This window comes from Streptomyces sp. R818 (assembly GCF_056172735.1).
Map to the genome: position 1 here is coordinate 169,912 of NZ_JAOCNE010000012.1, position 25,214 is coordinate 195,125.

Here is a 25,214-nt window from a genome sequence, read left to right on the forward strand (position 1 = left end):
GCTCCCGCACACGGGACAGGAACACGCGACTCGTTCAGCCGTACGCCCGCAGAATCAGACCCGATGTGGGGACGCCAGTGCCCGCGGTGACCAGAGCCGTCGCCGCATCGGCCATCTGGTTCACGGCGGTGCCTCGCAGTTGCCGCACCCCCTCCGCTATCCCGTTCATCCCGTGCAGATAGGCCTCTCCCAACTGACCGCCGTGCGTATTGATCGGCAACCGCCTCTCCGCCACGAACCCGGCCGCCTCACCGGGCCCGCAGAACCCGAACTCCTCCAACTGCATCAGCACGAACGGTGTGAAGTGGTCGTAGAGGATCCCGACGTCCACGTCACCCGGCCCCATCCCGGCCGTCCGCCACAGCTGCCCGGCCACCACGCCCATCTCGGGCAACCCCGTCAGGTCGTCCCGGTAGAAACTGGTCATCTGCTCCTGCGCCCGGCCCGCGCCCTGCGCCGCAGCGGCGATCACGACGGGCGCGTGCCGCAGATCGCGGGCCCGCTCGACGCTGGTGACGACGATCGCCTGCCCCCCATCCGTCTCCTGGCAACAGTCGAGCAACCTCAACGGCTCGACGATCCAGCGCGACGCCGCATGATCGGCGAGAGTGATCGGCTTACCGTGGAAGTACGCGGCAGGATTCGTCGCCGCGTACATGCGGTCCACCACCGCGACGTGGCCGAACGCCTCCGGGGTCAGCCCGAACGTGTGCAGATACCGCTGCGCCGCCATCGCCACCCAGGACGCCGGCGTGAGCAGCCCGAACGGCAGGTTCCAGCCGAGCGCCGTGCCCTCCGCCGACGGTTCCCGATGCTGCACCCCCGAGCCGAACCGTCTGCCCGATCGCTCATTGAACGCCCGGTAACAGACCACCACCTCGGCCACGCCCGCGGCGACCGCCAGCGCCGCCTGCTGCACCGTCGCGCAGGCCGCGCCACCGCCGTAGTTCACCCGCGAGAAGAAGGACAGCTCCCCCATCCCCGTCGCCTGAGCCACGGTGATCTCCGGACTGGTGTCCATGGTGAAGGTGACCAGGCCGTCCACGTCGGCGGAGGAGAGGCCCGCGTCCTCCAGCGCCGCGTGCACCGCCTCCACCGCGAGCTTCAGCTCACTGCGCCCGGATTCCTTGGAGAACTCGGTCGCCCCGATCCCGACGACAGCCGCCTTGCCGCCCAGCCGGTCTCTGCCACGCACACTCATGCCGGACTCCCCTCGGCTTCCGGCGCCGCGACGGGCACGGTGACGGTCACGGTGCCGGTGACATGGTTACCGAGGCGGTTCTTGCCGGTGACTGCCACGTGGACCGTGTCTGTTTCCAGGACCTCCGTGACCATCCCCGTCAACACCATCGTGTCCCCCGGGTAATTGGGCACCCCAAGGCGTATCGCCACCTTCCTCAGCACAGCCGTCGGTCCGAAGTGGTCGGTGATGTAGCGACCTACCAGCCCGTTCGTCGTGAGGATGTTCATGAAGATGTCGGGTGAGCCCTTCTGGCGGGCAAGCTCCGCGTCGTGGTGCACGTCCTGGTAATCGCGGGAGGCGATCGCGCCGGCGACGATCAGTGTCCGGGTGATCGGAATCTCCAGCGGCGGCAGCTTGGCGCCCGGCTTGAACAGCGCATCCGGCACCTTGTTCTCGCTCATACGCGCTCCCCTCCCGTCCGCACGTCCGGCGCGGCGAGCAACCCGCCCAGCTCCTCCAGAACCTCTGGGCCTCCGCCGAGATACCCGTCCAGCTGCCGCCCCCACAGGAAGTGCCGGTGCACCGGGTGATTGAGATCGGCGCCCGCCCCGCCGTGCAGATGCTGCCCCGTGTGCACGACGCGCCGCCCGCCCTCGGACGCCCACCAGGACGCGGTCAGCGCATGGCTCCGGTAAGCGAGCCCCTCGTCGTGCCGCCAGGCCGCCTCGTACGCGGTGACCCGTATGGCCTCGACATCCATGTGCGCTTCCGCGGCTCGAAGTTGCACGCCCTGCTTGGCGGCGAGGGGCCGGCCGAACTGCTCCCGCTGGTTCGTGTGCGCCACGGCTCTGGCCAGAGACCCGGCACACACCCCTGCCTGCAGCCCGGCGAACGCCGTCCGCGCCGCCGCCCGCACGTCCTCGTACGCTTCGGGGCCGCCGACCCGCTCGGCCACCGCCCCGTCGAGGACGAGCCGCCCGGCGGACCACGGTGCGGTGAGCTCGACCGGCTCGCAGACCGTGTCCGCCGCCCGCGTCATCCACAGGCTGTGAGCAGCGGGTGGGGTGCCGTCCCGTGCTGCCACCAGCACGTGCGTCGCGTCCCGTGACCAGGGCACCCACGGCACGACCCCGGTCAACCGCGCACGCCCTGCCCCGTCAGCAGCGCTCACCTCGACATCGGTGCGCCCGGGAAAGGCTCCGGTCGCCACCGCCGAGCCGTCCCGCAGACCCGGCAGCAGTCGCCGCCGCTGTTCGTCGCTTCCGTGGGCGGCCACCGCGAGCAGCCCGTACACACAGTGGACGGCGAACGGGACCTGTGCCGTCGTTCGGCCCTGCTCCTCCAGCAGCATCGGCAGCCCGTCTCCTCCACTGCGCCGATCAGGCCGGCCTCGGTCAGCGCCTTCCACAGCTCGCTGTCCGTGGCGCCGCCGAGACGCGCGAGCCGCTCCGGTGTGGAGAGGTCGCCGAAGATCTGCCCGGCCAGCTCCTGGGCCGCCGCCTGCTCCGTGGTCGGGGTGAAGTCCATCTCACGCCTCCCCTCCCTCGATCGCCCGGAACACGGGCAGCTCGTACTCCGCGTCCACGCTCAGGAACTCGAGCCGCACCGGCATGCCGATGCGGACCTTCTCGGCGGGCACCCCGACGACATTGCTGACCATGCGCACACCCTCGGCCAGCTCGACCAGGCCCACCGCGTACGGCGGATCGAAGGCAGGAAACGGCGGGTGGTGCATGACGACGTAGCTGAAGACCGTGCCCTCCCCGCTCGCCCGGACCGTGTCCCACTCCTGGCTGCCGCACCCGTTGCACCCTGGCAGCCAGGGGAAACGTAGTGCGGAGCAGTCGCCGCAACGCTGGATGAGCAACCGGTGGGCGTCCACGCCTTCCCAGAAGCCCGCGTTGTCCCGGTTCACGACTGGACGGGGGCGCGCGGCCTTCGGCATAGACGCGGATGCCGTCGCTGAACCCGAGACGGTCCCTGATTCCGGTGCTGATGCTGGTGCGGAAGCCGAAGCCGAAGCCGCCTCCGCCTCCGCCTCCGCCTCCGCCTCCGCCTCCGCCTCCGCCTGCGGAGAGTCCCCCTTCGGCCGCCCCGGCAATGGCGCGTACTTCAAGATCCGAAAGCGATGTGTCCCGGCGAGATCCCCTCCCGCCCGGACATCCATCCGCGTCGTGACGAAGTGCCCCGCCCCCAGCCTCGTCTTCTTGAGCGGAGACACCGACTCGATCACCGCGTCGAAGCTGATCACGTCACCGGGCCGCAACGGACGCAGATACTCCTGCTCACAGTCGGTGGCGACCACCGAGGTGTACCCGGCGCCGTCGAGGAGCGCGAGCAGATCGTCGTAGGCCCCCGTACGCCCCGCGTACCCGGACAGCCCCACCATCGTCCAGGCCTGCAGCATCGTCGGCGGCGCTATGGCGTCGGGCCCCTCGTACGCCGGATTGGTGTCGCCCATGGCCTCGCACCAGTGCCGGATCATCGGCGCATTGACCGGATCCCTGCCTTCGCCGGCCGTGGCGGCGGCGAGCCCCTCGAACGCCCGCAACCCCTCGTAGGGCAACGTCTTCTGCTCCGCCTCCGCCGCCATGCCGCTCACCGCTTTCCCCTCTTCATCCCGAGCCGCATCGTGGCCACGATCTCCCGCTGCACCTCGCTCACCCCGCCCCCGAACGTGTTGATCTGCGCCGCCCGATTCATCCGCTCAAGCTCCCCGTCCCCCACCGCACGGGCGTCACCGCCCGCCGCGTACGCACCGCCGCCCGCCCCGAACTCCCCGAACGCCCCGGGCGACCCCCTCCGCAGCCACCCGACCTCACCCGCGACCCGCTGACAGATCTGGTACACCTCGACCGCCGATTCGGTTCCGGCGAACTTCACGCCGCTGGCGTCTCCAGGACTCAGCCGACCCGCTCCGACATCCCCCACCAAACGCCAACTGAGCAGGCGCGATGCCGCCAGCCGGGCATGTGCCTCGGCGAGCTGAGACCGGACCCACGGAGCGTCAACGCGGCGCTCACCCGTCACCGGATCGGGCTTGCGGGCCGCGGCCAGGACCTGGTCGTAGAAGTCCTCGGCCTGCATTCCGATCGCGGCGAGCGCCACCCGTTCGTGATTGAGCTGGTTGGTGATCAGCTCCCAGCCGCCGTTCTCCTCACCGACCAGATGTCCGCCGGGGACCCGGATCCCGTCGTAGTACGTTGCCGTCGTCGTCTGTCCTCCGACCGTGTCGATCGGAGTCCACGAGAAACCCGGCGCGTCGGTCGGTACGAGGATGATCGAGATGCCCCGGTGCTTGGGGGCCTCGGGGTCGGTGCGGCAGGCGAGCCAGATCCAGTCGGCGTTCTGCGCGTTCGAGGTGAAGATCTTCTGGCCGTGTACGAGCCAGTCGCCCGTGCCGTCGTCGCGCACCGCCCGCGTCCGCAGCGCGGCGAGGTCGGTCCCGGCCGACGGCTCGCTGTAGCCGATCGCGAAGACCAGGTCACCGCTGAGGATCCGGGGCAGGAAGTAGGCCTTCTGCTCCTCGGTCCCGTACCTCATCAAGGTAGGACCGACCGTGTTCAGCGTGACCATGGAGACCGGTGCGCCCGCGCGGTACGCCTCGTCGAAGAACACGAACTGTTCGTCGGGGCCGCGCCCCTGGCCGCCGTACCCGACCGGCCAGCCGAGTCCCAGGAGCCCCTCCGCCCCCAGGCGCCGCAGCACTCGGCGTTGCGCGGCGGGATTATCGGCCGGAGGCGGGCCCTGCGGCATCAACCTAAGGAAGTGGGCGCGCAGTTCGGCGCGCAGCGCGTGCTGGCGCTCGGTGGGGGCGAGGTGCACGGTGGCGGCCCTCCCGGACCTCGTACCGACAAGGTTTGCTGACTGTCCGTCAGATGTTGTTCGAGTGTCAAGGCGTAGAACCGCGCATCGGTGACGCACCGCGCGCCACGCCCCCGTCACACGCCTGCGCCACGCCCCCGTCACACGCCTGCGCCAGGCCCCCGTCACACGCCTGCGCGGCGGCGCCGAAGCACCGCCGCGCAGACTGTCACGCACCCCGAGGAAGACCCCTGCCGACAGGGGCCGTCAGCTCACCAGAGGTTGGAGAAATTCACCACGTAGTGCGCGTTGGTCTGCTCGATGGCCGTGAACCCGGAGCCGTTGACCTGCGCGCTGTTGTTCTGGTTCGAGGCGCCGTTGCCGACCGCCTGCTGCTGTGTGGTGGACGAGTTGCCGTTGTTGTTGTGTCCGACCCCGCTGCCGGTGACCGTCGCCACCCCCGCGTTCGATCCGTCGTCCGCGAACGAGCCGTTGTCGGCCGTCGCCACCCCGGTGCACAGGGCTGCGGCGAGGGGCAGGGCGGCGACGGTGGCGAGAACGCGAGCGGTACGGATGGAAGCCATGTTTTTCCTCCAGAAGGGCGGTACTCCGGGGCGCGGACGGATATCCGGCACCCGGTAAGTACGGGAAGCTCCGGGTCAGTTGGCCGACCGCCCCGGTGATGTGCACGACGTCGCGAGACCAGAGTTGCCCACCGGATCTCCACCGAACCACCCCGTTCATCGCTTTTCCCTCGCAAGCGTGAGGACATGTCGATAAACCTGCTTGCGTCCTACATAGCGGCATTTCACCGGGCACGCCTCCACGCGGGTGATCACGGCCCAGACGCCCCATGCGAGGAAGCGTTTCGGCACATTTTTGGCGAATAGACCTTCGACCGGCCCACCCGGCTTCCCTTCTTCGAACACTCGTACGAAAATAAGGCTATGGCTCCGACCGACCGGCACTCCCCGCCCTACGTCCCGACCGCGTCCCCCGCGACTCTCGCGCTCGCGCACGCCCTGTCCGCCGCCGCGCGCGGGTTCGCCGTCTTCCCGCTCTCCCGCACCAAACTGCCGGCGCTGCCCTCGCCGCACCGCAACGATCCCCCGACGGCGCCGCGCTGCCATGGGGAGTGCGGCCTCGCGGGGCATGGCGTGTACGACGCGACGACCGATCCGCGCCGCATCCGCGCGCTGTTCGCCGCCGCGCCCAGGGCGAGCGGGTACGGCATCGCCTGCGGCCTTCCGCCGCACCACCTGATCGGCGTCGACCTGGACACCAAGACCGGCACCAACTCCTCCGCCTCCCTGCGTGAGCTGGCCTTACGACATCTCTTCACGATCCCGGACACGGTGGTCGTGGCCACGCCGAGCGGTGGACGCCACCTGTGGCTGGCCGGCCCGCCGCACGTCGTCGTGCCCAACTCCGCGGGCCGCCTCGCCCCGGGCATCGACATCCGCGGTGCCGGCGGCTATCTGGTCGGCCCCGGCTCCCGTACCGAACACGGCGTCTACGCGACCGTGCCGGGCACCGCTCATCTGCCGCCCGCACCCTGTCCGCCGACACTCCTGCGGCTGCTCACGCCGCCGCCACGCCCGCAGTACCCGGACTCCGGCCGACCGGGGCAGCACGGCCTGGGCCTCGTCCAGTTCGTCCTCGGCGCCCATGAGGGGCAACGCAACACCCGCCTCTTCTGGGCGGCCTGCCGCGCCTACGAGAGCGGCCTCGGCGCCACCCTCACCGAGTCCCTGGTGGACGCCGCGATCCGCACCGGCCTGACGGACCGGGAGGCCCGCTCCACGATCGCCTCGGCGGCGCGACTGACGGCGGGCAGGTAGTACCTGTCGCCTGGACCTCCGCTGTTCAGCCCATGCCGGTGCGCAGCAGATCGGTCACGCGCGCCTGCGACCAGGTCCCAGCCGCACCCGGGCAAGCGGCGAGGTAACTCGCGATCCCGGCGGCCGTCCATGCCTCCGCGGCAAGGAGGCCAGTTGCGAGGAAGCGCAGGTAGGCGCTGGACGGCGCGACCCAGGGGACGTCGTTCAGGCCCCAAGGCGCGGTGAACGTCAGTACGGGCACGCCGTCAATGCGGCCCGCGCACACCAGCGTCTCGTACCGCCCTGCACCCAGCACCGCGCGGCCGCTCGCCATCGCTCCGGACAGGTCGAGGTCCGTACCCGGCTCCCGGTACATCTCCTGCGCGGCAATATCGGCGAATTGCTCCGCCGTCACCAGGTGCGCCACTGCGAGCACGCGCCCCGTCATCCCAGGGTCGTAGAACGCGCGTCCCCCTCCCCACACCGGAGACTCCGTCGCGAAGTACAGCCCACCAGGCAACTCCACCGGCAGGGAGCGGGCCGGCATGGCGGTGTCGCGACAACCGGGATACACCCGCCCGGCCCCGACCGGCCGCCCGCCCCGGATGTACGCGGCAAGCCGCTCCAAGTGCATGTTCGACCCGTACGAGGCATACCAGACCCGCTCGACACGACCACCGGCACGACCCAAGACAGGGTCGATACCCAAGGAAACCCTCCTCACGCTACGCACCTGCTCCTGCCGCGTCTCACCCTGAACTGTGCCCGCTCCCTGTCAGACCTCAGTGCTAGAACACCTGCATGACCTACAGGTTCAGGGCGCTGACCGCATGCGGGCTCGACGATCCCGACGTGGACGACTGCCTGATGGCAGGCGTAGCAGAGTCGGACGACGAGGACGCGTTCTCGCTGCTGTTCATGTGCGACTTCGACGAGCCCGACGCGCAGGAAGTGTCCTTGGGCATGGACACGCATTGCCTCGTCACACCTGACCAAGGCACCGCCTATGGCTGCGTACAGGAAGTGCGACTGGACGACAGCGTGCTGCGTGTGACCCTGCGCCCTGAGTCGCTGGACGACCTCGGACTGACCGACCCCGTCGTCGAGGCGCTGCTCCACGCCCCGGCGGAGGACCTGGCACGCCTGCGCGCGGTCCTGCCGCGCATCCTGCAATACGGACGCCCAGAAGCCCGCCCCCGCCGGGTCAGTACGTAGCGAGGCCAGGCGGGCATGGCGAAGGCCCCCGACCGATGTGCCTGGTCAGGGGCCTTCAACCTGCGCGGTGGGTGTGGGATTTGAACCCACGGTGACTCGCGCCACGACGGTTTTCAAGATCTCTCGTCGATTACGGGCGACGAGATCTCCGCCGCAGATCAGACGGGTACGAGCGCGCCAGCGGAGCCGTCGTCGTCGTCATCGTGCCCTCTACGTGCCCCATCGTCGCTCTCGTGCCCGCTCAACCAGGAGTCGGCAGCCTCTGCCACCTGATCATCGCGACCGGCCACCGGACGGGCATAGTGCCGGGTCGTGACGCTCGCGTTCGAGTGTCCCAAGCGATGCGCGGCCGTCATGACGCCGTAGCGGTCGGCGACCCACGTCCCGTGCGAGGCCCGCAGGTCGTGAGGGGTCACGTCGGCGAGGCCAGCGGCGGTGACCGCAGGGTCGAAGTACGCCTTACGCCACTGGTTGTAGCGCAGGGGCTTGCCCGCGGGCGTGGTGAACAGGAGCGCGTCGTCCCCGCCAGGAAGGCTGTCCAGGTGCGTGGAGAGCTTCTTGGCGAGCGAGGGGCCGATCCGCAGCAGTCGCTTCTGATGAGACTTCGGGGTGTCGAAGACCAGCTTGCCGTTGGCTTCGGCGAGGTTCTCGTCAACGAGGACCAGGCCGCCCGCCACGTCGATGTCAGCACGCCGGAGCGCAAACGCCTCACCGACCCGGAGGCCTGCGTACGCGAGCAACGCGATCAGGAGGTCATGCGGCTGGTCGGCGCCGCGCACGATCCGAGACGCTTCCAGGGGTGTCAGGATGTGGGGCTCCGTCTGCGGCATCCGAGGCAGGCGCACACCCCGGCACGGCGTCTGAGCGATCATGTCGTTGTCGACGGCCGAACGCATGATCTGTGAGAGCACTCGGTACGCCTGCCGGATACGAGACGCGCTGAGACCCCGAGTCCTCATGTCCCCGATCCACTCCGTGACAGCGATCGGCCGGAGGCTGGACAGCTCGCGGTCGCCGAGCGCGGGCACGATCAGCGAATTGATCAAAGACCGGTAGGTCGCCTGCGTCTTGTGCTTGAGCTGCGGTGACACGGCGGCGAGCCAGCGAGCCGACCAGTCCCGCACGGTCGTCTGTCCCTCAGCCGGGTCCAGCCAACGCCCGTCTTCGATCTCAATGCGCTTCTTGGCCAGCCAGCGGTCAGCGTCCGTGGTCGTGGCGAAGGTGCGGTCAGCCGGTCGCAGCACCCCGTCAGGCCCCGGATAGCGGGCCTGAAACCGTCCAGAGGGCAGCTTCCGCACGCGACCGAAGTTCCGTCGTGACCTACGCTTCCCCGGCATTACGCGGCCCTCCTGTAGCCCGTGGACCGCAGCTCTACCGGCTGCACGGTGTTGGCCTCGATGAAGGACACGAGAGCCCGCTCGGGGATGCGGACGTGACGGCCGACCTTCACGAAGGTGATCCGTCGCTCCTCGATGAGGCGACGTGGGAAGCGCACCCCGGTGCCGAGCGCTTCGGCGGCTTGCTGCACGGTCAGCAGGCGTTCCATGGTCACCACGCCCCCTCTCCGGCCGGTACGTCTTGTTGCGCGGCGCTTTCCTCGCGGGCGAGCTGGCGGTTCTGCTCGATGTCGCGGCGGATGTTGGCGGCGAGCCAGCTTTCGCCGGGAGTGTGGCCGTGGCCGGCATAGACCCAGTGGGCGAGGGTGAGCGTGGTCTCTTCCGGGATTTCGTCCGGGTCGGGCAGGCCGAGGGCGGCGCGGTGCTGGGCGGCGCGGTAGTCAGCGCGGACCTGGCGCAGCGCGCCGAGGGTGGTGGAGTAGCGGCGAGATTTGGTGGAGAAGTGGCCCCGGAAGCCGAGCATGTGAGCCCAGTCGCGAAGCTTGCGGTCCGGATAGACGGCGTGCAGGTACAAGCATGCTTCGATCAGGCGCCGGGGATGGTCGGGCACGTTGAGGAGGACAAGCGCCTCCTTGTTGCCGACCGGCCGGTCAACCGTGCCGGTGGTCTCCGCAGCCTTGGTGGCGTACTTGGCGACATAGGAGGCCACGGCCTGTTCGGTGATCTCGGAGCCGTCCCCGAACGCCTTGATCGGGCGCACGTCGAGGCGGTCCCCCCAGCACAGCACCCGGGCCGGGTGGTCGCCGGAGGCGTCAAGGTCGACGCGGACCCGGGCCGCAGCGGCGTGGATCGCGTCGGTGAGCAGCTGCAGCGTCGCCCAGTGCGGGGGCGGGGTGTCAGCGCCTTCGGGTCCGTCGAAGCGGATCACAGCGTGGAAGTGGATGGCGCCGCGCTTCTGGTACTCGGCGACCTTGCCGAAGGACACCCGGGACTGCTCGCGGGCAGCCTTTTGGGTCAGGCCCGCGCGGGCGGCGATCTCACGGCGCAGGTAGATCGTGAAGTAGCGCCACAGCTCGGAGGCGTGGTTGTTCCACAGCACTGCGCCCGCGTAGTCGTACGTCTCCGGGTCGAGCGGGGTGCCCAGCTCGGGCGCGTTCTCGGGGTGGCGGGTGCCGCAGCGGCAGGGGCGGGTGTCGGGCCGGTTGTGGACCGGGCCGAAGGACGGAGCGGTGAGGGTGGCGAAGACGCGGGGGTGGTCACGGACGGCGGGCGGGGTGCCCTTGGCCGGGTCGCCGACAAGTCCGGCACGGATCAGGTGGTAGGTGTCGCCCGCGTAGGTCCAGGCGCAGGACGGGCAGCGCGAGGCGCGGCGGTTGCCGCAGGCGACCCGGAGTAGGCCGCCGGGCTCGGTGTCGGTCGAGTACGCGTAGAGGACCTGGCCGGTGGTGCGGTCACGGGTGACGGTGCTGCCGTTCAGGTGGATCGGGTTGGAGCAGCCGCCCGTGCGCTTGATCTGGTCCTGGATGCGGTCGAAGCCGGGAGACCCGGCCACCCTCAGCACGTCGGCGAGGGTGGCCGGGTCCAGGCCCGCCATGGTGGCGGTGTCGATCATCTCTGTGTCACCGCCCCACGTGGATGACGGCGGCGGCCGAGGCGGTGTGGCCGTGGCCCTTGCACGTGGGGCAGGTGGCGGTGAGGGTCTGGCGGGAGCCGTCCCGGTTGCGCAGGCCGGTGGTGATCGCGACGGCCGGGAAACCGTCACAGTCGCGGCAGATCCGCGCGCGGGCGGGGGTGGGCTGGGCCATGATGGTTCTTCCTTCCGGATTCTTTGGTTCGGGCAGGAGGCACGGCTCCGGAGCGGGCGAAACTTGGCGGTTGAAGCCGCTCCGGGGCCGGTCAGTGGCGCTTGGTCTCGCTGTTGATGAGCGAGCGGACGACGAGCGCGACGATGGCGAGCGAGCCCGCGGTGATCGCGACGGCCAGGAGCATGGAGACCAGCACGGCGCCGACGACGAGGACGGCCGTGGTGCCGCCGCCGACCACCAGCAAGAGCGAGCCGGGGGTGAGCTGGACGGAGGGCCGGTTGGTGGTGGCCGGGGCAGGCGCCGGGTGCTGGCAGGAGCAGGCGGCCGGAGTGTGTGCGTGGCCGTCCACGGCGGTGGTGTTGAGCGGGATGATCTGGCCGGTGGGCTGGTCGTTGACCGGGATCTTCGGTGTGAACACGGGTGGTACTCCTTCCAGGTCGGTCAGTTGATGAGAGAGCCGACGGTGGGGCCGAGGAAGCTTTCGGCGATCAGGTAGCCGCCGAGCAGGAGCAGGATCACGAGCCAGATCGGCGGACGGGCGAGCTTGATGCCGAGGACTCCGACGACGATCACGGCGAGCCAGAGCGGAACGTCCACGAGATCTCCTAGGCCGAGCAGCGGTGGGTGCGGGCGGCGAGTTCGGCGGCCGAGCGGTTGTCGTACTCGACGGAGAAGTCGCAGCGCGGGGCGGTGCAAGCGGCGGTGTGGCGCTCGCGGCCCCGACCGTCGTGGAAGGTGGCGACCTGCACGGGGCCGAGGCGGCGGACGTTGCGGAAGCGCCGGTAGGCGGTCATGGGCGGTTCTTCCTTTCAGGCGAGTTGAAGGTGAGCGGCGATGGACTCGACGACCGTTGCGGGCAGCCCGAGTTGAGCGCGCAAGTTGTCGACCGGCAGCGCGGTGCCGGTGGTCGCGCGGTGGTGGTCGGCGAGCTTCCGGGCGTGGTCCAGGAGTGCCGGCGGGACGTTCGCCGGGACCGGCGCGGGCTCCGGAGCCGGATCGGTCGCGGGTAGTTCCACAGCCGGTTCGGTGCGCTCCGGGCCCGAGTCGAGTTCCGGTACTCCGTCATCGGCGCGATGCAGATCGGCCGAAGGTTTCTGCTCCATCGGCTCCGGGTCCGGGGCGGTCTCGGCGGGAGTGTGGACGAGGAGCGTGCCGCCGAGGAAGGCGAGCGCGGGCCATCCGGCGACGACGATGCGCAGCCAGGCCGGAACGGCGTTCAGGTCGAGGAGCCCGGCGGTGGCGATGTTGGCGCCGAGCGAGGCGAACAGGGCGATCACGAACCAGGCCCAGGCCGCGCGGTCACGGCGAGCGGTGCGCAGGCGCCGCCAAGCTGCGACCAGCAGCAGGTCGACGCTGATCGGGTAGGCCCACGCCTTCCAGCCGGACTGCCCGGCGGCTTCGGCCAGGTCGTGCAGGTGCGAGAAGGACAGGGCTCCGGCGATCACGGCTTGGACGAGTACGGCGTCCGGACGGACCGAGCGGTTCACCGTCACCACCTCCTAGCGAGGGTCGGGCCGAGCGGGGCGGAAGGACTCTCCGACCGCCCCGGCTCCGGCGAATGCAGACACGGCGGGGTATGGAGCTGGCGCGAGGCGGTCACGCCGACCGGAGTGCGAGGAGGTTCAGGGAGTCGCCGGGGCCTGTTTCGGCATGGGCGGGATGATCACGCCGGACAGCGGAGCGGCCGGGCGGAACGGCTCCAAGGCCGGAAGGTTCGGGATCATGTGCGCGAAGGCGCGGCACACGGCCACCGTGTCGTCCGCCGAGGTCAGCGGGGTACGGATGCGGCCCCAGCCGCCGGAGGCATCAGCGGCGACAGCCTGCCCGGGGCGGTCGGCGGGAATCGTGCACGCCGCCGGAACCGACTCCGGGGCCACGTCGCTCAGACCCATCTCGGCGGTCTGCTTGTCGTTGACGCGGTGCACCACTCGGCCGGTGAGCTGGGCGCGGAGCATGGTCGCGCCCCTGCCCAGCTCGGAGCCGAAGCGCTGCCCGCAGATTTCCAGGTAGATCCCGACCGCGCGGGAAAGCTGAGCGAGCCGGATCAGGCCGGTCACGATGCGCTCGCGACGCTCTTCATCCTTCTTCGAGGAGATCAGGAACAACTCCGCGATCTCGTCGACAAGGACCACTATCGGCGCGGGACGCAGACGCCCAGGCAGCTCCCACAGGTCCGAGCAGCCATGCTTAGCCAGCAGATCAAAGCGGTCCTCCATCTCCGCCACCAGCACATCGACCAGCGACGCGGCATCGTCCGGGTTCATCGCCAGCGCGGACAACCGAGGGGCGTAACGGGACTGCTCAACCCCACGCTTGCAGTCGACGCCGACCAGCGCGACCGGCAGTTGTGCCAGCCCCTTGATCAGGTTGCGCTGATACATGGACTTGCCCGACTGGTTCGCGCCCAGGGTCAGCGCGTGCGGGATCTCGCGGTAGTCCCGCGTATACGCCGTGCCGTCATCCCGCAGCGCGACCGGCACCACGAGATCCTGCGGGGCGCTCTTGCGCGGCATCCGCACCCGCCGCAGCAGGTCATGCCCGGTCATCCGGAGTTCCACGTATCCCGGCTTGGTGGCGATCACGTGGACGGAGTGGACGCCCCAGGCGTGCCGGAGCCGCTCGGAGGCCGCAGCCAGGTCGGCGGGCTCCAGACCGGCGGGAAGCCGCAGCGTGACCCGAAGCCCGGTCGAGGTGCCCCGCACCCGGCGGATCTTCGGCGGAACCGGCCGGACCTCACCGCGAGCGACCCGGCGCGACATGAACGCCCGCAGACCGGACGGCTGCACCGTCAGCCCACACACGTCCATCGTGTTCCGGTAGGAGAACGCGAATCGGCCCCAGGCCAGCGGCAGACCCACCGTCGCCCAGTACACGCGCGGCGCCCTCACCTTCGCGTAGCCGACGCCACCGGCCGCCGTTAAGGCCCCAGTCGCCTCCAGCCACAGGGTCAGGTCAGCCACGGCTCAGACCCCCGCAGTGAGCGCGATCGCGCGGAAGGAGATGCCGTGGCGCTTCTGGCCGTTGAACTCGTTCTCCCAGTCGCGCGCCTTCAGCCCGGTCACCTTCACCGGCATGCCCGGCGCCAGGCCCTCCGGGATGCCCGTCTCCGGCACGGTCACCTGGTAGAGGTTGCCCTCACCCTCGTCCGAGACCAACAGGCCCACCGTCGACAGCGGCGCGTTCGTCTCCCGGTCCATGGCCCGCTCGCCCGTCTTCTGGTTCACCAGCTTCGGCGTCGGCGGAGTCGCCACGAACACCACGGCGGTCTGAAGGTCGATCTTGAAGGAAGGCATAGCTGTCCCCTTGAGTTCAGAGCTGGCCCTTTTGGACCTCTTGCTCAACTTGTTGGTACAAGCTGACACCCATGAGACTGGAGTACCGGGAGTGAGACGTCAAGCACTTCACGCGAACATGTACCAACAAGTTGGGTGAGTGCGTCATGATGGACCCATGAGCAAGCAGCCGAAGTACCAACAGGTGGCGGACGCGCTACGTCGTGAGATCGACAACGGCACGTACGGCCCCGGCTGCAGACTGCCGTCCGAGGCCGAGCTCGCGGCCAGGTTCGACGCGTCCCGCAACACCGTCCGGTCGGGCTTGAGTGTGCTGGTGGGCCAGGGGCTCATCTCGTCGAGCCAGGGACTCGGCTACGAGGTGCGCCGACATGAGGTGTTCGAGCTGAATGCCTCGCGCTTCGAGAACCTGACGTTCCCGCAGAACGGTGACGCCTACTCCACCGACGTATCGAACGCCGGTCGACGCCCCCACCAGACTTTCCGCGTCGAGATGACGACCACACCTCAGTACGTCGCCGAGCGCTTGAAGATCGAGACCGGTTCGCGCTCGGTACTGCGGTTCTGCCACCGTTTTGTCGACGACGTTCCTTGGTCCACCCAGGCCACGCACTACCCGGACTGGCTCCTCGCGGAGGCCCCACGGCTTGCCGAACCCGGCGACATCGCAGAGGGCACGACGCGCTACCTCACAAGCCTGGGGACAGAGCAGATCGGGTATCGGGATGAGATCTCAACCCGGATGCCCACGCCGGAAGAGGCTCGGCTCTTGGAGATCGGCGCAGGCGTCCCCGTCCTGCTCTGGACCCGGACCGGGTACTCCAGCGACCGCCCGATCCGGTGCACGATCACGACCATGCGCGGTGACCTCAACCGCATGAACTACGAGATCGGCGACCTGTCCGGCCGAGACGAGAACGAGCCTCAGTGAACATCACCAGCGCGACCCCTGCGGACCTTGATCACCTTCTCGCCTTCCGTCAGGAAGCCGCCGCTTGGATCGGCCGTCTCGGCATCGACCAGTGGAGCCGTCCATATCCCGCCGACCGCCTGCTGAAGACCATCGAGCAGGGAACCGTCTTCATGCTGCGGGACGGGGAGAGGACCGCCGGGACCATCACCCTCACCCCCGAAGCGGAGGAGGGATTGTGGACGGAGGAGGAGTTGGCGGAGCCGTCGTTGTTCGTCAACAAGCTGACGGTCTCTCGTGATTACGCGGGGCAGAACTGGGGCGGGCGGTTGCTGGACTGGGCAGGTGACCGCGCGTACCGCGCTGGGGCCAAGTGGATTCGTCTCGACGCTTGGACGACCAACGAGCCGCTCCAGCGCTACTACTTGGGCCAAGGCTTCCGGCATGTGCGAACCGTTCTCCACGGCGGCGCCGTGAATGGAGGCCCACGCGTCTCGGGATGGCTCGCCCAACGTCCCACCCGGGAAGCCGAACACGGCCTCACCGACCAGACGCCAAGCCCTCAGCCCATGGCCGCGTGAGCTGTTACGAGTTTCTCTACCTCATCAAGCCCCGGCTGCGCTCCGCTCCGCCGGGCGGGCTTCCCGGCTCCGCTGGGGCTGCCGCTCCTGCCTTCGGCCCGCTCCGCCCCGCTGCGCCGACGCCCGCCCTTCATGTGGGTGGGCCCGAGGGCATGAGTCGAGCACCCGACATGCGCGGCCCTCGGTCAAGGACATGCCTCCGGCGGGGGATCGGCCGACACCGGGGGGAGGGGGCGCCATTCCCGACCGCGGGCGCATCGTGGCAAGCGTGGGGGGCTCCCATCCCGTCCACCGTCGACCCAGGCAGAGCCGAGCAGACGCGGCCCAGGGGCGTCAAGGTCGTTCGTACAGTGGCGCGCTCCACCTTGACGCCCCTGAACCACGCCCGCTCCACATGCGTGTGGGTCGACGGCGGACGGGATGGGAGCTGGGGAAGGTGGTGGGCTGGGGGAGGAGCAGTCCGCGCACGCGCGGGTACCTTCCAGTTATGGAACCTTCCCAGAACGACGCCACAGACGGCCCGTTAGTGGCGAACGCCAGGAGCACTTTCGCAGCACTACGTGCCGCACACTGCTTGAGCCAATCCAATCGGCACCTCGCCGCAGCCGAGATCCGGCAGGCTTCGTTCCATCTACACATGAGTGAGCTGTACCTCAAGATGCGCGAAACCCACCTATCGTCAGCCGCGCGGCAGGCATCTTGCGCTCGAATTCTCACGAGCGGTCCAGACCTCCACCCGTGACAACCGCGTGCCCCATCCGTGCCCGATAGACCGGGAACCAACGGGGAATCACGGTCACCACCGGCCAGCCAGCATGGCGAAGGCCCCCGACCAATGTTCCTGGTCAGGGGCCTCCAACATGCGCGGTGGGTGTGGGATTTGAACCCACGGTGACTCGCGCCACGACGGTTTTCAAGACCGTTCCCTTAGGCCGCTCGGGCAACCCACCCCGCGCCCCCGGAGCCGTTGGACGGCGATGTGGTGGCGCGGGACCAGGGTAGCGGGTCGGGGGGCGGGGTCGGTCAGCTGTCGCCCTTGCGTTCGCCCAGCGTCACGTTGGTGGTGCGCTCCTGGCCGCCACGCGTGTACGTGAGCTTCACGGTGTCGCCCGGCTTGTGCGTCCAGATCTGGCCGATCAGGGTCGGGCCGGAGTCGATCACGGAGTCGTCCAGCTTGGTGATGACGTCGCCGGGCTTCAGGCCCGCCTTGTCCGCCGGGCCGTTCGCCGTGACCGCCGCCGAGCCGCTCGCGCCCTGCTCGGTGATCTTCGCGCCGCCGGTGCCCTCCTCGAGGGAGACCGAGGCGCCGATCACCGGGTAGACCGGCTGGCCGGTCTTGATGAGCTGCGTGGCGACCATCTTGGCCTGGTTGATCGGGATGGCGAAGCCGAGGCCGATCGAACCGGCCTGGCCCGAGCCGCCGCCGAGGCCACCGCTGGACGCGGACTGGATCGCGGAGTTGATGCCGATCACGCTGCCGTTCCCGTCGAGGAGCGGTCCGCCGGAGTTGCCCGGGTTGATCGAGGCGTCGGTCTGCAGGGCGCTCATGTACGACGCCTTGCTGCTGCCCGAGCCGTCGCTCGAGGCGACGGGGCGGTCCTTCGCCGAGATGATGCCCGTGGTCACCGTGTTCGACAGGCCGAAGGGCGCGCCGATGGCGATCGTCGAGTCGCCGACGGCCACCTTGTCGGAGTTGCCGAGCGTGAGGGGCTTGAGGTCGCTCGGCGCGTTCTTCAGCTTGATGACCGCGACGTCGTACCCCTGCGCATTGCCGATGACCTCGGCGTCGTACTTCTTGCCGTTCGAAAACGTGGCCGACAGCTTGCCGCCGTCGACGGCCTCCGCCACCACGTGGTTGTTGGTGAGGATGTGGCCCTGCTTGTCGTACACGAAGCCGGTACCGGTGCCGCCCTCGCCGTTGTTGCCCTCGGCCTCGATGGTGACCGTGCTGGGCAACGCCTTGGCCGCGATGTTGGCGACCGTGCCGGGGTCGCGCTTGAGGTCCGCGGGGTTGGAGGCGGAGACGGTCGTCGAGCCGGTGCCCGCGCTGTCGTCGCGCTCCGCGGCCCAGTAGCCGACGCCACCGCCGACGGCTCCCGCGATCAGGGCCGCCGCGACGACCCCCGCGAGCAGCCCACCGCGCCGGCCGCCCGGCTTGGGCTGCGGCGGCTGGTAGGAGGCGCCCCAGGTGTGGTTGCCGCCGCCACCGCCCGCGTACGACGGGACCGCCGGGGGCGGCGGGGGCCAGTCACCGGCGGGCGCGGGCCCGGGGGCGGGCGCACCGGCCTCGGCGCCGGGCGCCTCGTGCCCCACGGGCGGCGTCACGCCCTGGTGCGCTGTTTCGTCGTACCGCGCGCCCTCGGCACCAGGCGGCGTCTGCCCCGGCGCGGGCGGGGTCTGTGCGGCGGGAGCAGCGGGAGCGTCCACCGGCACGGGAGGTGCGGACGGGGCCGGGGGGACCGCAGTGCCCTCGTTCTCGGTGCTCACAGCTTTCTCTCCTCGATCCACGGCTGTCGTCGCCGGTCGGCTGGGTCGGCGCTCGTCCTTGAGCGCCGCTCCGCCCGGTCTCGTACGGTCTTCACAGCGGCGCTCGGGCGGCCACTGTCACCCGTCTTACCGGCATGGTCCTGTCACGAACCAGTTGTATGGCCAGTTGTGCAGTTGTACGCGCTCAGCTTTTCCCACCGGCCGTCAGGGCACCATAAGGCGTTCCTGTGCGTCCGCTGCCATCCTTTATGCCGGGCGAAACGGACGCATCCGCTAGGCCGAACTTTCTCGCTGCCCGCGCGCGCGGTGGCACCATGACGCGGTGACCCACGCACGACAGCAACACATCCAGGTCGTCGCCCACCGCGGTGCCTCGCAGGACGCCCCCGAGCACACGCTGGCCGCGTACAAGAAGGCGATCGAGGACGGTGCCGATGCCCTCGAGTGCGACGTACGGCTCACGGCGGACGGCCACCTCGTCTGCGTGCACGACCGGCGCGTCAACCGTACGTCGAACGGTCGCGGAGCCGTCTCCGCCCTGGAGCTCGCCGATCTGGCCGCCCTCGACTTCGGCTCCTGGAAGGACCTCAAGGACCTCAAGGGGGGCGGGGAGCTGGAGGAGAGCCCCGACTGGGCGGGGAACGCGGCCGACACCTCCGTACTGACCCTGGAGCGGCTGCTCGAACTGGTCGTGGACGCGGGGCGCCGTGTCGAGCTGGCCATCGAGACCAAGCACCCCACCAGGTGGGCGGGGCAGGTCGAGGAGCGGCTGCTGCTCCTGCTCAAGCGATTCGGCCTGGACGCGCCGTCGCCGGACGAGCCCTCGCGCGTGCGCGTGATGAGTTTTTCGGCCCGCTCCTTGTTGCGTGTCCAGGAGGCGTCACCGACCCTGCCGACCGTCTATCTGATGCAGTTCGTCTCGCCCCGCCACCGCGAGGGGCGGCTGCCCCAGGGCGTGCGGATCGCGGGTCCCGGCATCCGGATCGTGCGCAGCCATCCCGCGTACATCGAGAAGCTCACGCGCGCGGGGCACCAGGTTCACGTGTGGACGGTGAACGAACCCGAGGACGTCGACCTCTGCGTGCGCCTCGGGGTGGACGCGATCATCACCAACCGGCCGGCGGCGGTCCTCAAGCACCTCGGCCGGGGGTGATTTCCGGCCACCTTCACCGACGATCATCACAGGGAGTGCCCCGGCGCGTTCGCTCCGTGTTCGATCGTTTCGAGTGCGCCACCGAGGGCCGTTTGGCCGGTTTCCGGTCCAGTCCATTGGGGCATCCACACCGTGGCGTGGGGCAAAGGAGGTCTCGGGGGTGGCGTTGGTGGTGGCACAGGAGGTGCCCGCGTCGTCGTGCATGGCCGTACCCCATGGCCCTGCGGGCGTGGGTGAAGCACGACACCGGATGCGTGATCAGCTGCGATGCGGCGGAGTACCGGAGTCGATCGTCGACGATGCGGTTCTGATCCTTTCCGAACTGCTCAGCAATGCCTGCCGGCACGGCAGACCGCTGGGCGACGACATGGCGGGGGACGGGGACGTACGCGTCGCCTGGGAGGTGGACGACCGGGGCCGGCTCACGGTCGAGGTGACGGACGGGGGCGGCCCGACCCGCCCGGTTCCGGCCACTCCGTCGGTGACCGCGCGCGGTGGCCGCGGACTCAACATCATCACGGCCCTGGCCGACGACTGGGGTGTGCGCGACGACGCGCACGGCGAAGTGACCGTCTGGGTGGTCGTGCACAAGGACGTGCACGCGGAGACGTCGGCGCACCGCCGCGACGACTTCGCCGCCCGCATCACCTCACCGCCCGCCGCGGACCTGGTCGGCCTGGATTTCGCCGACGCCTTCGACGAGTTGAACTGAGCACTGTCGCGAGCCCTCCCCGGAGCCCGGGGAGCCGGGCCGGGCGCGGCGGCCCGGAGCGCGTCCCCCGGTGTCGGTACGAGCGGCTAGGCTCGCGCCCGTACCTAGGAAAGCCGTATCCGGGAGACGTCCAAGATGGCCAAGAAGCGCCCGCAGACCAAGGGCAAGCCGCAAGTCACCAGTGGAGAGATCCCGGTCGTCGGTGCCCGCGAGCCCTGCCCCTGCGGCAGCGGCCGCCGCTACAAGGCCTGCCACGGCCGGGACGCCGCGCACGCGGTGACCGAGCTGGTGCAGCGCCCCTTCGAGGGCCTGCCGGGCGAGGGCGACTGGGTCGCGCTGCGTGAGCTGGTCCCCGCGGCGACGGTCGAGCTGCCCCTGAAGGACGCCCTGCCCGAGGGCGTTCCGTCGGTCACCCTCGCGACCGTGCTGCCCATGGCGTGGCCCGCGCTGCGCCGTGACGACGGCTCGGTCCTGCTCGGTCTGCAGAACGACACGCCGTCGGGCGACATCAGCCGCGACCTGGCGGACACCCTGCAGCGCGCGCTGACCACCGAGCCGGGCAACCCCGTACGCGCGCGCCGCGCGCCCGCCGACGGCCCGCGTCTGCAGGACCTGCTCGACGCGAACGGCGCTTTCGAGCCGGTCGTGCACTCGGGCTTCGAGTTCTGGGTGCCGGACTCGGAGAACGCGTCGGGCGAGGTCGCCGCCTCCCTGGAGCGGGCCAACGCCGCGGCCATCCCGACCGTCAAGCTCACCGGCGTGGACAGCGCCTACTGGTGCGAGACGCCGGACAAGAACCACCTGCGCTGGGTCATGCCGCACGCCGAGGAGAAGCTCCTCGACGCGCTCGCGCGTCTGCACGCGGCCGGCACGTCCTCGCTCGGCGAGGGCACGCGTCTCGTCGGTTCCTTCCGGGCGCACGGCCTGACGGTTCCGGTGTGGGACCTGCCGAGCTCCGTGAAGGCGGAGGACGTAGAGAAGCCGGCCGCCGAGTTCGCCGAGCGACTGGCCGCCGCCCTGGCCACGGACGCGCCGCTGACCGCGGACGAGCGCCGCGCGCGTGGGGGCCTCACCAACCGACAGGTGACGCTGAGCTGACGCGCGGGGCCCGGCCCCAGCCTCCCGGGACGGCCTCACCGGAACGGGTGACTCCGGTCACAACTCCCGGTAGTTGCAGGTAAATCCATGTCCGAATAGAAGAGATCGAATTTGTAAACTGCCGATCTCTTGTTACCGTTCAAGTAGCCCGGTTGCTGGTGCATCCCCCGTCGCCAGCAACCGGGCGCTTTCATACCCGCGTCGCCCTGGGAACCTCAACGTCCGTATGCGGGCGCCGAGTTGGTTCCGGACCGAAGCAGCAGCGGGCCCTCGCCGTCTGCCGCGTATTCGGCCACAGCGGCGTACCGCGCGGGCTCCGCCCGGGTCCGTCCCCGCGGCGTCTCGCACATCCCCGGCTCGTCCTCGGCGCCCACCGCGCAGGTGATGCGCACCGTACGCCCGTCGGGCGCCATCAGGGTCAGCACGGCGTTGAGGCCTTCACCCGTCGTGTTCCGGTAGTACGTGCGCGCCCAGGTCTCCTTCGCCTGGCGCAGCACGCAGGTCTGGGCCTCGATGCCCTCGGGCGAGGTGAGCTGCGGGCCGCATTGCGCGGCGGCGGCCAGACCGAGGCCGGTCAGCAAGGAGGGGGCCGCAGGGTCGGCCTGAACCCCGGACTCACCGTCGGCGGGGTCGCTCGCCGGGCGGGCACTCGCAGCGGGGCCCGCCTTGTCGTCCACCTTGTCCGCCGCGCCGTCCACCGCCCCGTCCGGCGCGGACTCGGCCTTCGACGCCGACTCGGCCTTCGGTACGGACTCCGCCTTCGGTGCGGGCAGCCGCTCCGGCCCGCCGTCCGTGGGCCCCGCGGACGCGCCCGCCAGGGGCAGCGCGGCGATGAGCACCACTCCGGCGACCAGGCCGAACAGCCGGAGGCGCGACGCGGGTTTCTCCTGCGCGCGCTCGCGCTCAGCCTCGGGAATCTTCAGGGGCGGGGGCGCGGCAGACATGCGCCGAACATAGCGGCGCACCCCCGTCACGGCGGTCCGCAGCGCGCCCGATACCGCTACAACTCGGGCGCGCTCACACCCGTACGAGTGAGAGCCTCGACGACCGCGTCGACCACGGCCTCCACGTCGGGTGTCCAGGGCGCCGCCGAGCCGGGCAGGGGCGCACGCTCCCAGCGGACCTGGCCCGCGCCCGTGACGGACGGCGGCAGGGCGAGGTAGCCGCCCTCGCCGTGGAAGCGCAGGGAGCCGGGCACGAAGTCCTGGGCGTAGAGCAGCTCGCCGAGCTGTTCCATGGAGTAGGGCGCGACGAGGATCGCGATCCGCTCCGGGGTGGCGATCACCGGACCGAGCCGGACGTCGGCGCGGTCGAGCGCCGCCAGCGCGCGGGCGCCCGCGACAGCGGGCAGGCTCACGGCGCACGGCGCGCGCCCTCCGGCCGTCCCGGAAGGGGCTCCGGTGGCGAGGATGACAGGGGCGTCGGGCCGGTTGGTCCACCACCAGCGCACCATGCGCGCGTCGGTCGTCGCTGCGAGCAGTCCCGGGTCGAAGGGGTGGGCGCCGGGCACCGTGCACTCAGGGTCGGGACACGCGCACCGGACGCCGTCGCGGCGTCCCGCCGCCGCGAGAGCTATGCCCGGCAGCACCGGCCACTGCCATTCCGTCGCGAACGTGAGGGCCGCGCTGGTCAGGTCAGACTTCCCGCTGTCCCGCCTGGACAGGATCCTGCGTCGCCTTCCGGGGATCTCGCGCATGAGCGCTCGTTCCTTTCCGTTGACCGAAGAGAACGCTGTGGGCCACATCACACCATGTGTCGAACAGTCACCGTGCGTACGTGCTGGAGCGCTTGACCTCAGCCTTGGCTGCCGGCCCGGGGACAACCCCTATAGTCCGAGCGCCTACTGGGTCCTTCATAAGCCTGGCGTGGGGTGGCGGCGCCTGGCGTTTTGCCGTCCCGCGTACTTTTCGGCGCCTCCCCCACGGGAGGATGGAGCTCGGTCGTCGATGGCTATGACGCCCGGGTCCGGCACCAGGTTCCGGGTGGATCCCAACTGCCCCTGGTCTTCACCGAGTACGTACCCACCATGACCGCTATGACGCTCCGTCGAACGATGCCAGTCGACCTTAGTGCCCTGTTCACCGAGTCGGTTTCTGGCCAACTTGGAACGATCTCGATCGTGAATTGATCATGAGGGAGAACCGAGATCTCAATATCGCAGAAACCACACGGGCACCAGGGACACCGGGAATCCCCGCAGGACAATGCTGGACATCCCCTCTCCAGTGCGTGTAGATGTGGAGACATTGCTGGCGGCGCAGAACAACATGGGGGTTTGCGATGCTATTGAGCAATACGCGCCGGTCGGAAAGCCGGAAGCCATGACAACCCCGCGTCTGCCGAAAGTGGCCGGAATCGATTCCTCTCCTGGACAGGTTCCCCCTCCTGCCCACACTGTCGCGCCCGCACCCGCGGTGGCACCCGCCGCTGCCGCACCCCCCGCCCCAGGAGCCGTGATCCAGGACCGGCTCGCGGGCTGGGTCTCCGACCTCACGACACTGCACGAACTCACGGAACGGCTGGCCCGCTCCGGCGCACTCGACGAGGCACTCCGCGAACTCCTGCGCGCCGGAGCCGTCCTGGTGGGCGCCCGGCGCGGCCTCGCCGTCCTGGAGCCGGGCGACGGACTCGGCCCCGACACCACCGTCGGCTTCGGCCTCTCCCGCCCCGACCTCGGCCACCTCGAGACAGTGCCGCGCGGCGCGACCTCGTACGGGCGCATCCTCGACGGGTTCAGCATGCAGGACGAGACGCGCGCCGATCTGTTCGCGGAGGAGGGGCTCGACCCCCGCCTGCGCGATGTCGCCGCGCGCCTCGGCTGCGCGGCGAGCTACGCGCTGCCGCTCGCCACCGACGCCACGGGCCGGCTCGGCGCGGCCGTCTGGTTCTACGACGAGCCCGCGGCGCCCACCGAACGCCGGCGCCATCTCATCGGTCTGTACGCGCGCTACGCGACCGAGCACCTGGCCCGCCTGCTGGAGACCGAGCGCACGCGCGCGTGGGCACGCACACTCTCCGACGAACTGCTGCCCGCGCGGCTGCCCCGCGTCCCGGGTGTCCAGCTCGCCGTACGGCACCGGACCGGACCGCGCGGCGGCGGCGACTGGTACGACGCGCTGCCGCTGCCCGAGGGGGCGCTCGGCCTTGCCGTCGGTTCGGTCACGGGCTCCGGCGCGAGCGCGGTCGCCGCGATGGGGCGCCTGCGCGCCTCCTTGCGGGCGTACGCGGTGATGGAGGGGGAGGACCCGGTCGCGGTCCTGTCCGACCTCGAGCTTCTGTTGCGCCTCACCGAGCCGGCGCGCAGCGCGACCGCCCTGTTCGCCTACTGCGAGCCCGCGCAGCGCAAGCTCGTCCTGGCGGGCGCCGGGCACAGCCCGCCGCTGGTGATCGGGGAGCGCCGCACCGAGTTCGCGGAGACGACGCTGTCCGCGCCGCTCGGCATGCTCGCCTGCTGGGAGGCGCCGAGTGCGGAGATCGCGCCGGAGCCGGGCGAGACGGTGCTGTTCTACACGGACGGTCTTCTGCACCGCACCGGCGATCCCATGGACCGCGCCTTCGCCCGGCTGCACGCGGCCGCCGCGGGCGTCCCCAAGGCGCTCCGCGAGGACCCGGGCGCCCTTGCCGACCATGTGCTGCGCACGATGCTCCCGGACGGCCTCGACACGGCCGACAGCGACGAGGACGTGGTGCTCCTCGCGGCCCGTTTCGCGTAGGCGCCCCCGCACGCTCGGTAAGAGGCCCTCCGGCCCTGGACCCCCTTCCGTACGCTCGTACGATGGAGGGGGTCCACTGCCATATCTGGCCATCACCCCAGGC

Annotated in this window: 27 protein-coding genes, 1 tRNA gene and 1 pseudogene; 8 read left to right on the forward strand and 21 right to left on the reverse strand. The window is 70.4% G+C overall.

Annotation, left to right across the window (positions count from 1 at the left end; genetic code table 11):
- Positions 1-34: 34 nt before the first annotated feature.
- From N5I75_RS27185 to N5I75_RS27210, 6 genes and pseudogenes are all read right to left on the reverse strand, one after another.
- On the reverse strand, positions 35-1,201 hold the full coding sequence (locus N5I75_RS27185; protein ID WP_476681554.1) for a lipid-transfer protein: 1,167 nt from the start codon (positions 1,199-1,201) through the stop codon (positions 35-37).
- The gene (locus N5I75_RS27190) at positions 1,198-1,644 is read right to left on the reverse strand and encodes a MaoC family dehydratase (protein ID WP_476681556.1); all 447 of its coding nucleotides are present in this window, start codon (positions 1,642-1,644) and stop codon (positions 1,198-1,200) included. Before N5I75_RS27190 ends, N5I75_RS27185 begins: the two co-directional genes overlap by 4 nt.
- Positions 1,641-2,710 (reverse strand): annotated as a pseudogene (locus N5I75_RS27195) (acyl-CoA dehydrogenase family protein). Before N5I75_RS27195 ends, N5I75_RS27190 begins: the two are co-directional and overlap by 4 nt.
- 1 nt (position 2,711) lies before the next feature.
- Positions 2,712-3,776: a bifunctional MaoC family dehydratase N-terminal/OB-fold nucleic acid binding domain-containing protein gene (locus N5I75_RS27200; protein ID WP_476682330.1), complete on the reverse strand. Its 1,065-nt coding sequence runs from the start codon at positions 3,774-3,776 to the stop codon at positions 2,712-2,714.
- Positions 3,777-3,781: 5 nt separating this feature from the next.
- A complete protein-coding gene (locus N5I75_RS27205; protein WP_476681558.1) occupies positions 3,782-5,008 on the reverse strand; it encodes an acyl-CoA dehydrogenase family protein in 1,227 nt (408 codons plus the stop codon).
- 251 nt (positions 5,009-5,259) lie between these two features.
- Positions 5,260-5,571 carry a hypothetical protein gene (locus N5I75_RS27210; RefSeq protein WP_476681560.1) on the reverse strand — a complete coding sequence of 104 codons (312 nt, stop codon included), beginning with the start codon at positions 5,569-5,571 and terminating at the stop codon, positions 5,260-5,262.
- Between the two features lie 363 nt (positions 5,572-5,934).
- Here N5I75_RS27210 and N5I75_RS27215 point away from each other — a divergent pair, with 363 nt between their 5' ends.
- The gene (locus tag N5I75_RS27215) at positions 5,935-6,828 is read left to right on the forward strand and encodes a bifunctional DNA primase/polymerase (protein ID WP_476681562.1); all 894 of its coding nucleotides are present in this window, start codon (positions 5,935-5,937) and stop codon (positions 6,826-6,828) included.
- Between the two features lie 25 nt (positions 6,829-6,853).
- Here the strand turns inward: N5I75_RS27215 and N5I75_RS27220 are convergent, their stop codons facing one another.
- A complete protein-coding gene (locus N5I75_RS27220) occupies positions 6,854-7,510 on the reverse strand; it encodes a histone deacetylase (RefSeq protein WP_476682332.1) in 657 nt (218 codons plus the stop codon).
- A 98-nt stretch (positions 7,511-7,608) separates the two neighbouring features.
- Here N5I75_RS27220 and N5I75_RS27225 point away from each other — a divergent pair, with 98 nt between their 5' ends.
- The gene (locus N5I75_RS27225) at positions 7,609-8,022 is read left to right on the forward strand and encodes an Imm10 family immunity protein (RefSeq protein WP_476681564.1); all 414 of its coding nucleotides are present in this window, start codon (positions 7,609-7,611) and stop codon (positions 8,020-8,022) included.
- 158 nt (positions 8,023-8,180) lie between these two features.
- Here the strand turns inward: N5I75_RS27225 and N5I75_RS27230 are convergent, their stop codons facing one another.
- The 10 genes from N5I75_RS27230 to N5I75_RS27275 form a co-directional block, all read right to left on the reverse strand.
- Complete coding sequence (locus N5I75_RS27230) at positions 8,181-9,359, reverse strand: tyrosine-type recombinase/integrase (RefSeq protein WP_476681566.1); 1,179 nt, start codon at positions 9,357-9,359, stop codon at positions 8,181-8,183.
- On the reverse strand, positions 9,359-9,568 hold the full coding sequence (locus N5I75_RS27235; RefSeq protein ID WP_476682334.1) for an excisionase family DNA-binding protein: 210 nt from the start codon (positions 9,566-9,568) through the stop codon (positions 9,359-9,361). The genes N5I75_RS27230 and N5I75_RS27235 overlap by 1 nt, the downstream gene beginning before the upstream one ends.
- Before the next feature lie 2 nt (positions 9,569-9,570).
- Positions 9,571-10,971 carry a replication initiator protein RepSA gene (repSA, locus tag N5I75_RS27240; RefSeq protein ID WP_476681568.1) on the reverse strand — a complete coding sequence of 467 codons (1,401 nt, stop codon included), beginning with the start codon at positions 10,969-10,971 and terminating at the stop codon, positions 9,571-9,573.
- A 7-nt stretch (positions 10,972-10,978) separates the two neighbouring features.
- Positions 10,979-11,164 carry a hypothetical protein gene (locus N5I75_RS27245; protein WP_476681569.1) on the reverse strand — a complete coding sequence of 62 codons (186 nt, stop codon included), beginning with the start codon at positions 11,162-11,164 and terminating at the stop codon, positions 10,979-10,981.
- A 91-nt stretch (positions 11,165-11,255) separates the two neighbouring features.
- Entirely contained in the window at positions 11,256-11,582 is a 327-nt protein-coding gene (locus N5I75_RS27250; RefSeq protein ID WP_476681571.1) for a SpdD-like protein, read from the reverse strand.
- A gap of 23 nt (positions 11,583-11,605) precedes the next feature.
- Positions 11,606-11,761, reverse strand: a complete 156-nt coding sequence (locus N5I75_RS27255) for a hypothetical protein (protein ID WP_476681575.1) — start codon at positions 11,759-11,761, stop codon at positions 11,606-11,608.
- A gap of 8 nt (positions 11,762-11,769) precedes the next feature.
- Entirely contained in the window at positions 11,770-11,958 is a 189-nt protein-coding gene (locus N5I75_RS27260) for a mobile element transfer protein (protein WP_476681577.1), read from the reverse strand.
- Between the two features lie 15 nt (positions 11,959-11,973).
- The gene (locus N5I75_RS27265; protein WP_476681579.1) at positions 11,974-12,651 is read right to left on the reverse strand and encodes a DUF2637 domain-containing protein; all 678 of its coding nucleotides are present in this window, start codon (positions 12,649-12,651) and stop codon (positions 11,974-11,976) included.
- A gap of 135 nt (positions 12,652-12,786) precedes the next feature.
- Positions 12,787-14,124, reverse strand: coding sequence for an FtsK/SpoIIIE domain-containing protein (locus tag N5I75_RS27270; RefSeq protein WP_476681581.1), 1,338 nt, complete (start codon positions 14,122-14,124; stop codon positions 12,787-12,789).
- Between the two features lie 3 nt (positions 14,125-14,127).
- Complete coding sequence (locus N5I75_RS27275; protein WP_476681583.1) at positions 14,128-14,457, reverse strand: SCO3933 family regulatory protein; 330 nt, start codon at positions 14,455-14,457, stop codon at positions 14,128-14,130.
- 157 nt (positions 14,458-14,614) lie between these two features.
- On the opposite strand from N5I75_RS27275, the gene N5I75_RS27280 reads away from it, so the two are divergent.
- Entirely contained in the window at positions 14,615-15,388 is a 774-nt protein-coding gene (locus N5I75_RS27280; RefSeq protein WP_476681585.1) for a GntR family transcriptional regulator, read from the forward strand.
- Positions 15,385-15,948, forward strand: coding sequence for a GNAT family N-acetyltransferase (locus tag N5I75_RS27285; RefSeq protein WP_476681587.1), 564 nt, complete (start codon positions 15,385-15,387; stop codon positions 15,946-15,948). The genes N5I75_RS27280 and N5I75_RS27285 overlap by 4 nt, the downstream gene beginning before the upstream one ends.
- An 865-nt stretch (positions 15,949-16,813) precedes the next feature.
- On the opposite strand, the gene N5I75_RS27290 is transcribed toward N5I75_RS27285, so the two are convergent.
- Positions 16,814-16,898, reverse strand: a tRNA-Ser gene (locus tag N5I75_RS27290).
- A 73-nt stretch (positions 16,899-16,971) separates the two neighbouring features.
- Entirely contained in the window at positions 16,972-18,435 is a 1,464-nt protein-coding gene (locus N5I75_RS27295) for a S1C family serine protease (RefSeq protein WP_476681589.1), read from the reverse strand.
- A 322-nt stretch (positions 18,436-18,757) separates the two neighbouring features.
- Here N5I75_RS27295 and N5I75_RS27300 point away from each other — a divergent pair, with 322 nt between their 5' ends.
- From N5I75_RS27300 to N5I75_RS27310, 3 genes are all read left to right on the forward strand, one after another.
- Entirely contained in the window at positions 18,758-19,588 is an 831-nt protein-coding gene (locus tag N5I75_RS27300) for a glycerophosphodiester phosphodiesterase (RefSeq protein WP_476681591.1), read from the forward strand.
- 73 nt (positions 19,589-19,661) lie between these two features.
- Positions 19,662-20,300: an ATP-binding protein gene (locus tag N5I75_RS27305; RefSeq protein ID WP_476681593.1), complete on the forward strand. Its 639-nt coding sequence runs from the start codon at positions 19,662-19,664 to the stop codon at positions 20,298-20,300.
- Positions 20,301-20,435: 135 nt separating this feature from the next.
- A complete protein-coding gene (locus tag N5I75_RS27310; RefSeq protein ID WP_476681595.1) occupies positions 20,436-21,398 on the forward strand; it encodes a DUF5926 family protein in 963 nt (320 codons plus the stop codon).
- 215 nt (positions 21,399-21,613) lie between these two features.
- Here the strand turns inward: N5I75_RS27310 and N5I75_RS27315 are convergent, their stop codons facing one another.
- Complete coding sequence (locus tag N5I75_RS27315; protein WP_476681596.1) at positions 21,614-22,342, reverse strand: hypothetical protein; 729 nt, start codon at positions 22,340-22,342, stop codon at positions 21,614-21,616.
- A gap of 56 nt (positions 22,343-22,398) precedes the next feature.
- Positions 22,399-23,094 (reverse strand): bifunctional DNA primase/polymerase, encoded by a 696-nt coding sequence (locus N5I75_RS27320; protein WP_476681598.1) that lies wholly within the window; start codon positions 23,092-23,094, stop codon positions 22,399-22,401.
- Positions 23,095-23,602: 508 nt separating this feature from the next.
- Between N5I75_RS27320 and N5I75_RS27325 the strand changes: the two genes are divergently transcribed.
- Complete coding sequence (locus N5I75_RS27325; RefSeq protein WP_476681600.1) at positions 23,603-25,111, forward strand: PP2C family protein-serine/threonine phosphatase; 1,509 nt, start codon at positions 23,603-23,605, stop codon at positions 25,109-25,111.
- Positions 25,112-25,214 lie beyond the last annotated feature (103 nt).

Bases quoted from the DNA above. Each gene is read 5' to 3' on its own strand.
- N5I75_RS27210 (WP_476681560.1), bottom strand. From the start codon at position 5,571: ATGGCTTCCATCCGTACCGCTCGCGTTCTCGCCACCGTCGCCGCCCTG.
- N5I75_RS27280 (WP_476681585.1), top strand. From the start codon at position 14,615: ATGAGCAAGCAGCCGAAGTACCAACAGGTGGCGGACGCGCTACGTCGT.
- N5I75_RS27225 (WP_476681564.1), top strand. From the start codon at position 7,609: ATGACCTACAGGTTCAGGGCGCTGACCGCATGCGGGCTCGACGATCCC.
- N5I75_RS27260 (WP_476681577.1), bottom strand. From the start codon at position 11,958: ATGACCGCCTACCGGCGCTTCCGCAACGTCCGCCGCCTCGGCCCCGTG.
- N5I75_RS27185 (WP_476681554.1), bottom strand. From the start codon at position 1,201: ATGAGTGTGCGTGGCAGAGACCGGCTGGGCGGCAAGGCGGCTGTCGTC.
- N5I75_RS27320 (WP_476681598.1), bottom strand. From the start codon at position 23,094: ATGCGCGAGATCCCCGGAAGGCGACGCAGGATCCTGTCCAGGCGGGAC.
- N5I75_RS27245 (WP_476681569.1), bottom strand. From the start codon at position 11,164: ATGGCCCAGCCCACCCCCGCCCGCGCGCGGATCTGCCGCGACTGTGAC.
- N5I75_RS27215 (WP_476681562.1), top strand. From the start codon at position 5,935: ATGGCTCCGACCGACCGGCACTCCCCGCCCTACGTCCCGACCGCGTCC.
- N5I75_RS27230 (WP_476681566.1), bottom strand. From the start codon at position 9,359: ATGCCGGGGAAGCGTAGGTCACGACGGAACTTCGGTCGCGTGCGGAAG.
- N5I75_RS27235 (WP_476682334.1), bottom strand. From the start codon at position 9,568: ATGGAACGCCTGCTGACCGTGCAGCAAGCCGCCGAAGCGCTCGGCACC.
- N5I75_RS27325 (WP_476681600.1), top strand. From the start codon at position 23,603: ATGCTGGACATCCCCTCTCCAGTGCGTGTAGATGTGGAGACATTGCTG.
- repSA (WP_476681568.1), bottom strand. From the start codon at position 10,971: ATGATCGACACCGCCACCATGGCGGGCCTGGACCCGGCCACCCTCGCC.
- N5I75_RS27315 (WP_476681596.1), bottom strand. From the start codon at position 22,342: ATGTCTGCCGCGCCCCCGCCCCTGAAGATTCCCGAGGCTGAGCGCGAG.
- N5I75_RS27275 (WP_476681583.1), bottom strand. From the start codon at position 14,457: ATGCCTTCCTTCAAGATCGACCTTCAGACCGCCGTGGTGTTCGTGGCG.
- N5I75_RS27310 (WP_476681595.1), top strand. From the start codon at position 20,436: ATGGCCAAGAAGCGCCCGCAGACCAAGGGCAAGCCGCAAGTCACCAGT.
- N5I75_RS27200 (WP_476682330.1), bottom strand. From the start codon at position 3,776: ATGGCGGCGGAGGCGGAGCAGAAGACGTTGCCCTACGAGGGGTTGCGG.
- N5I75_RS27190 (WP_476681556.1), bottom strand. From the start codon at position 1,644: ATGAGCGAGAACAAGGTGCCGGATGCGCTGTTCAAGCCGGGCGCCAAG.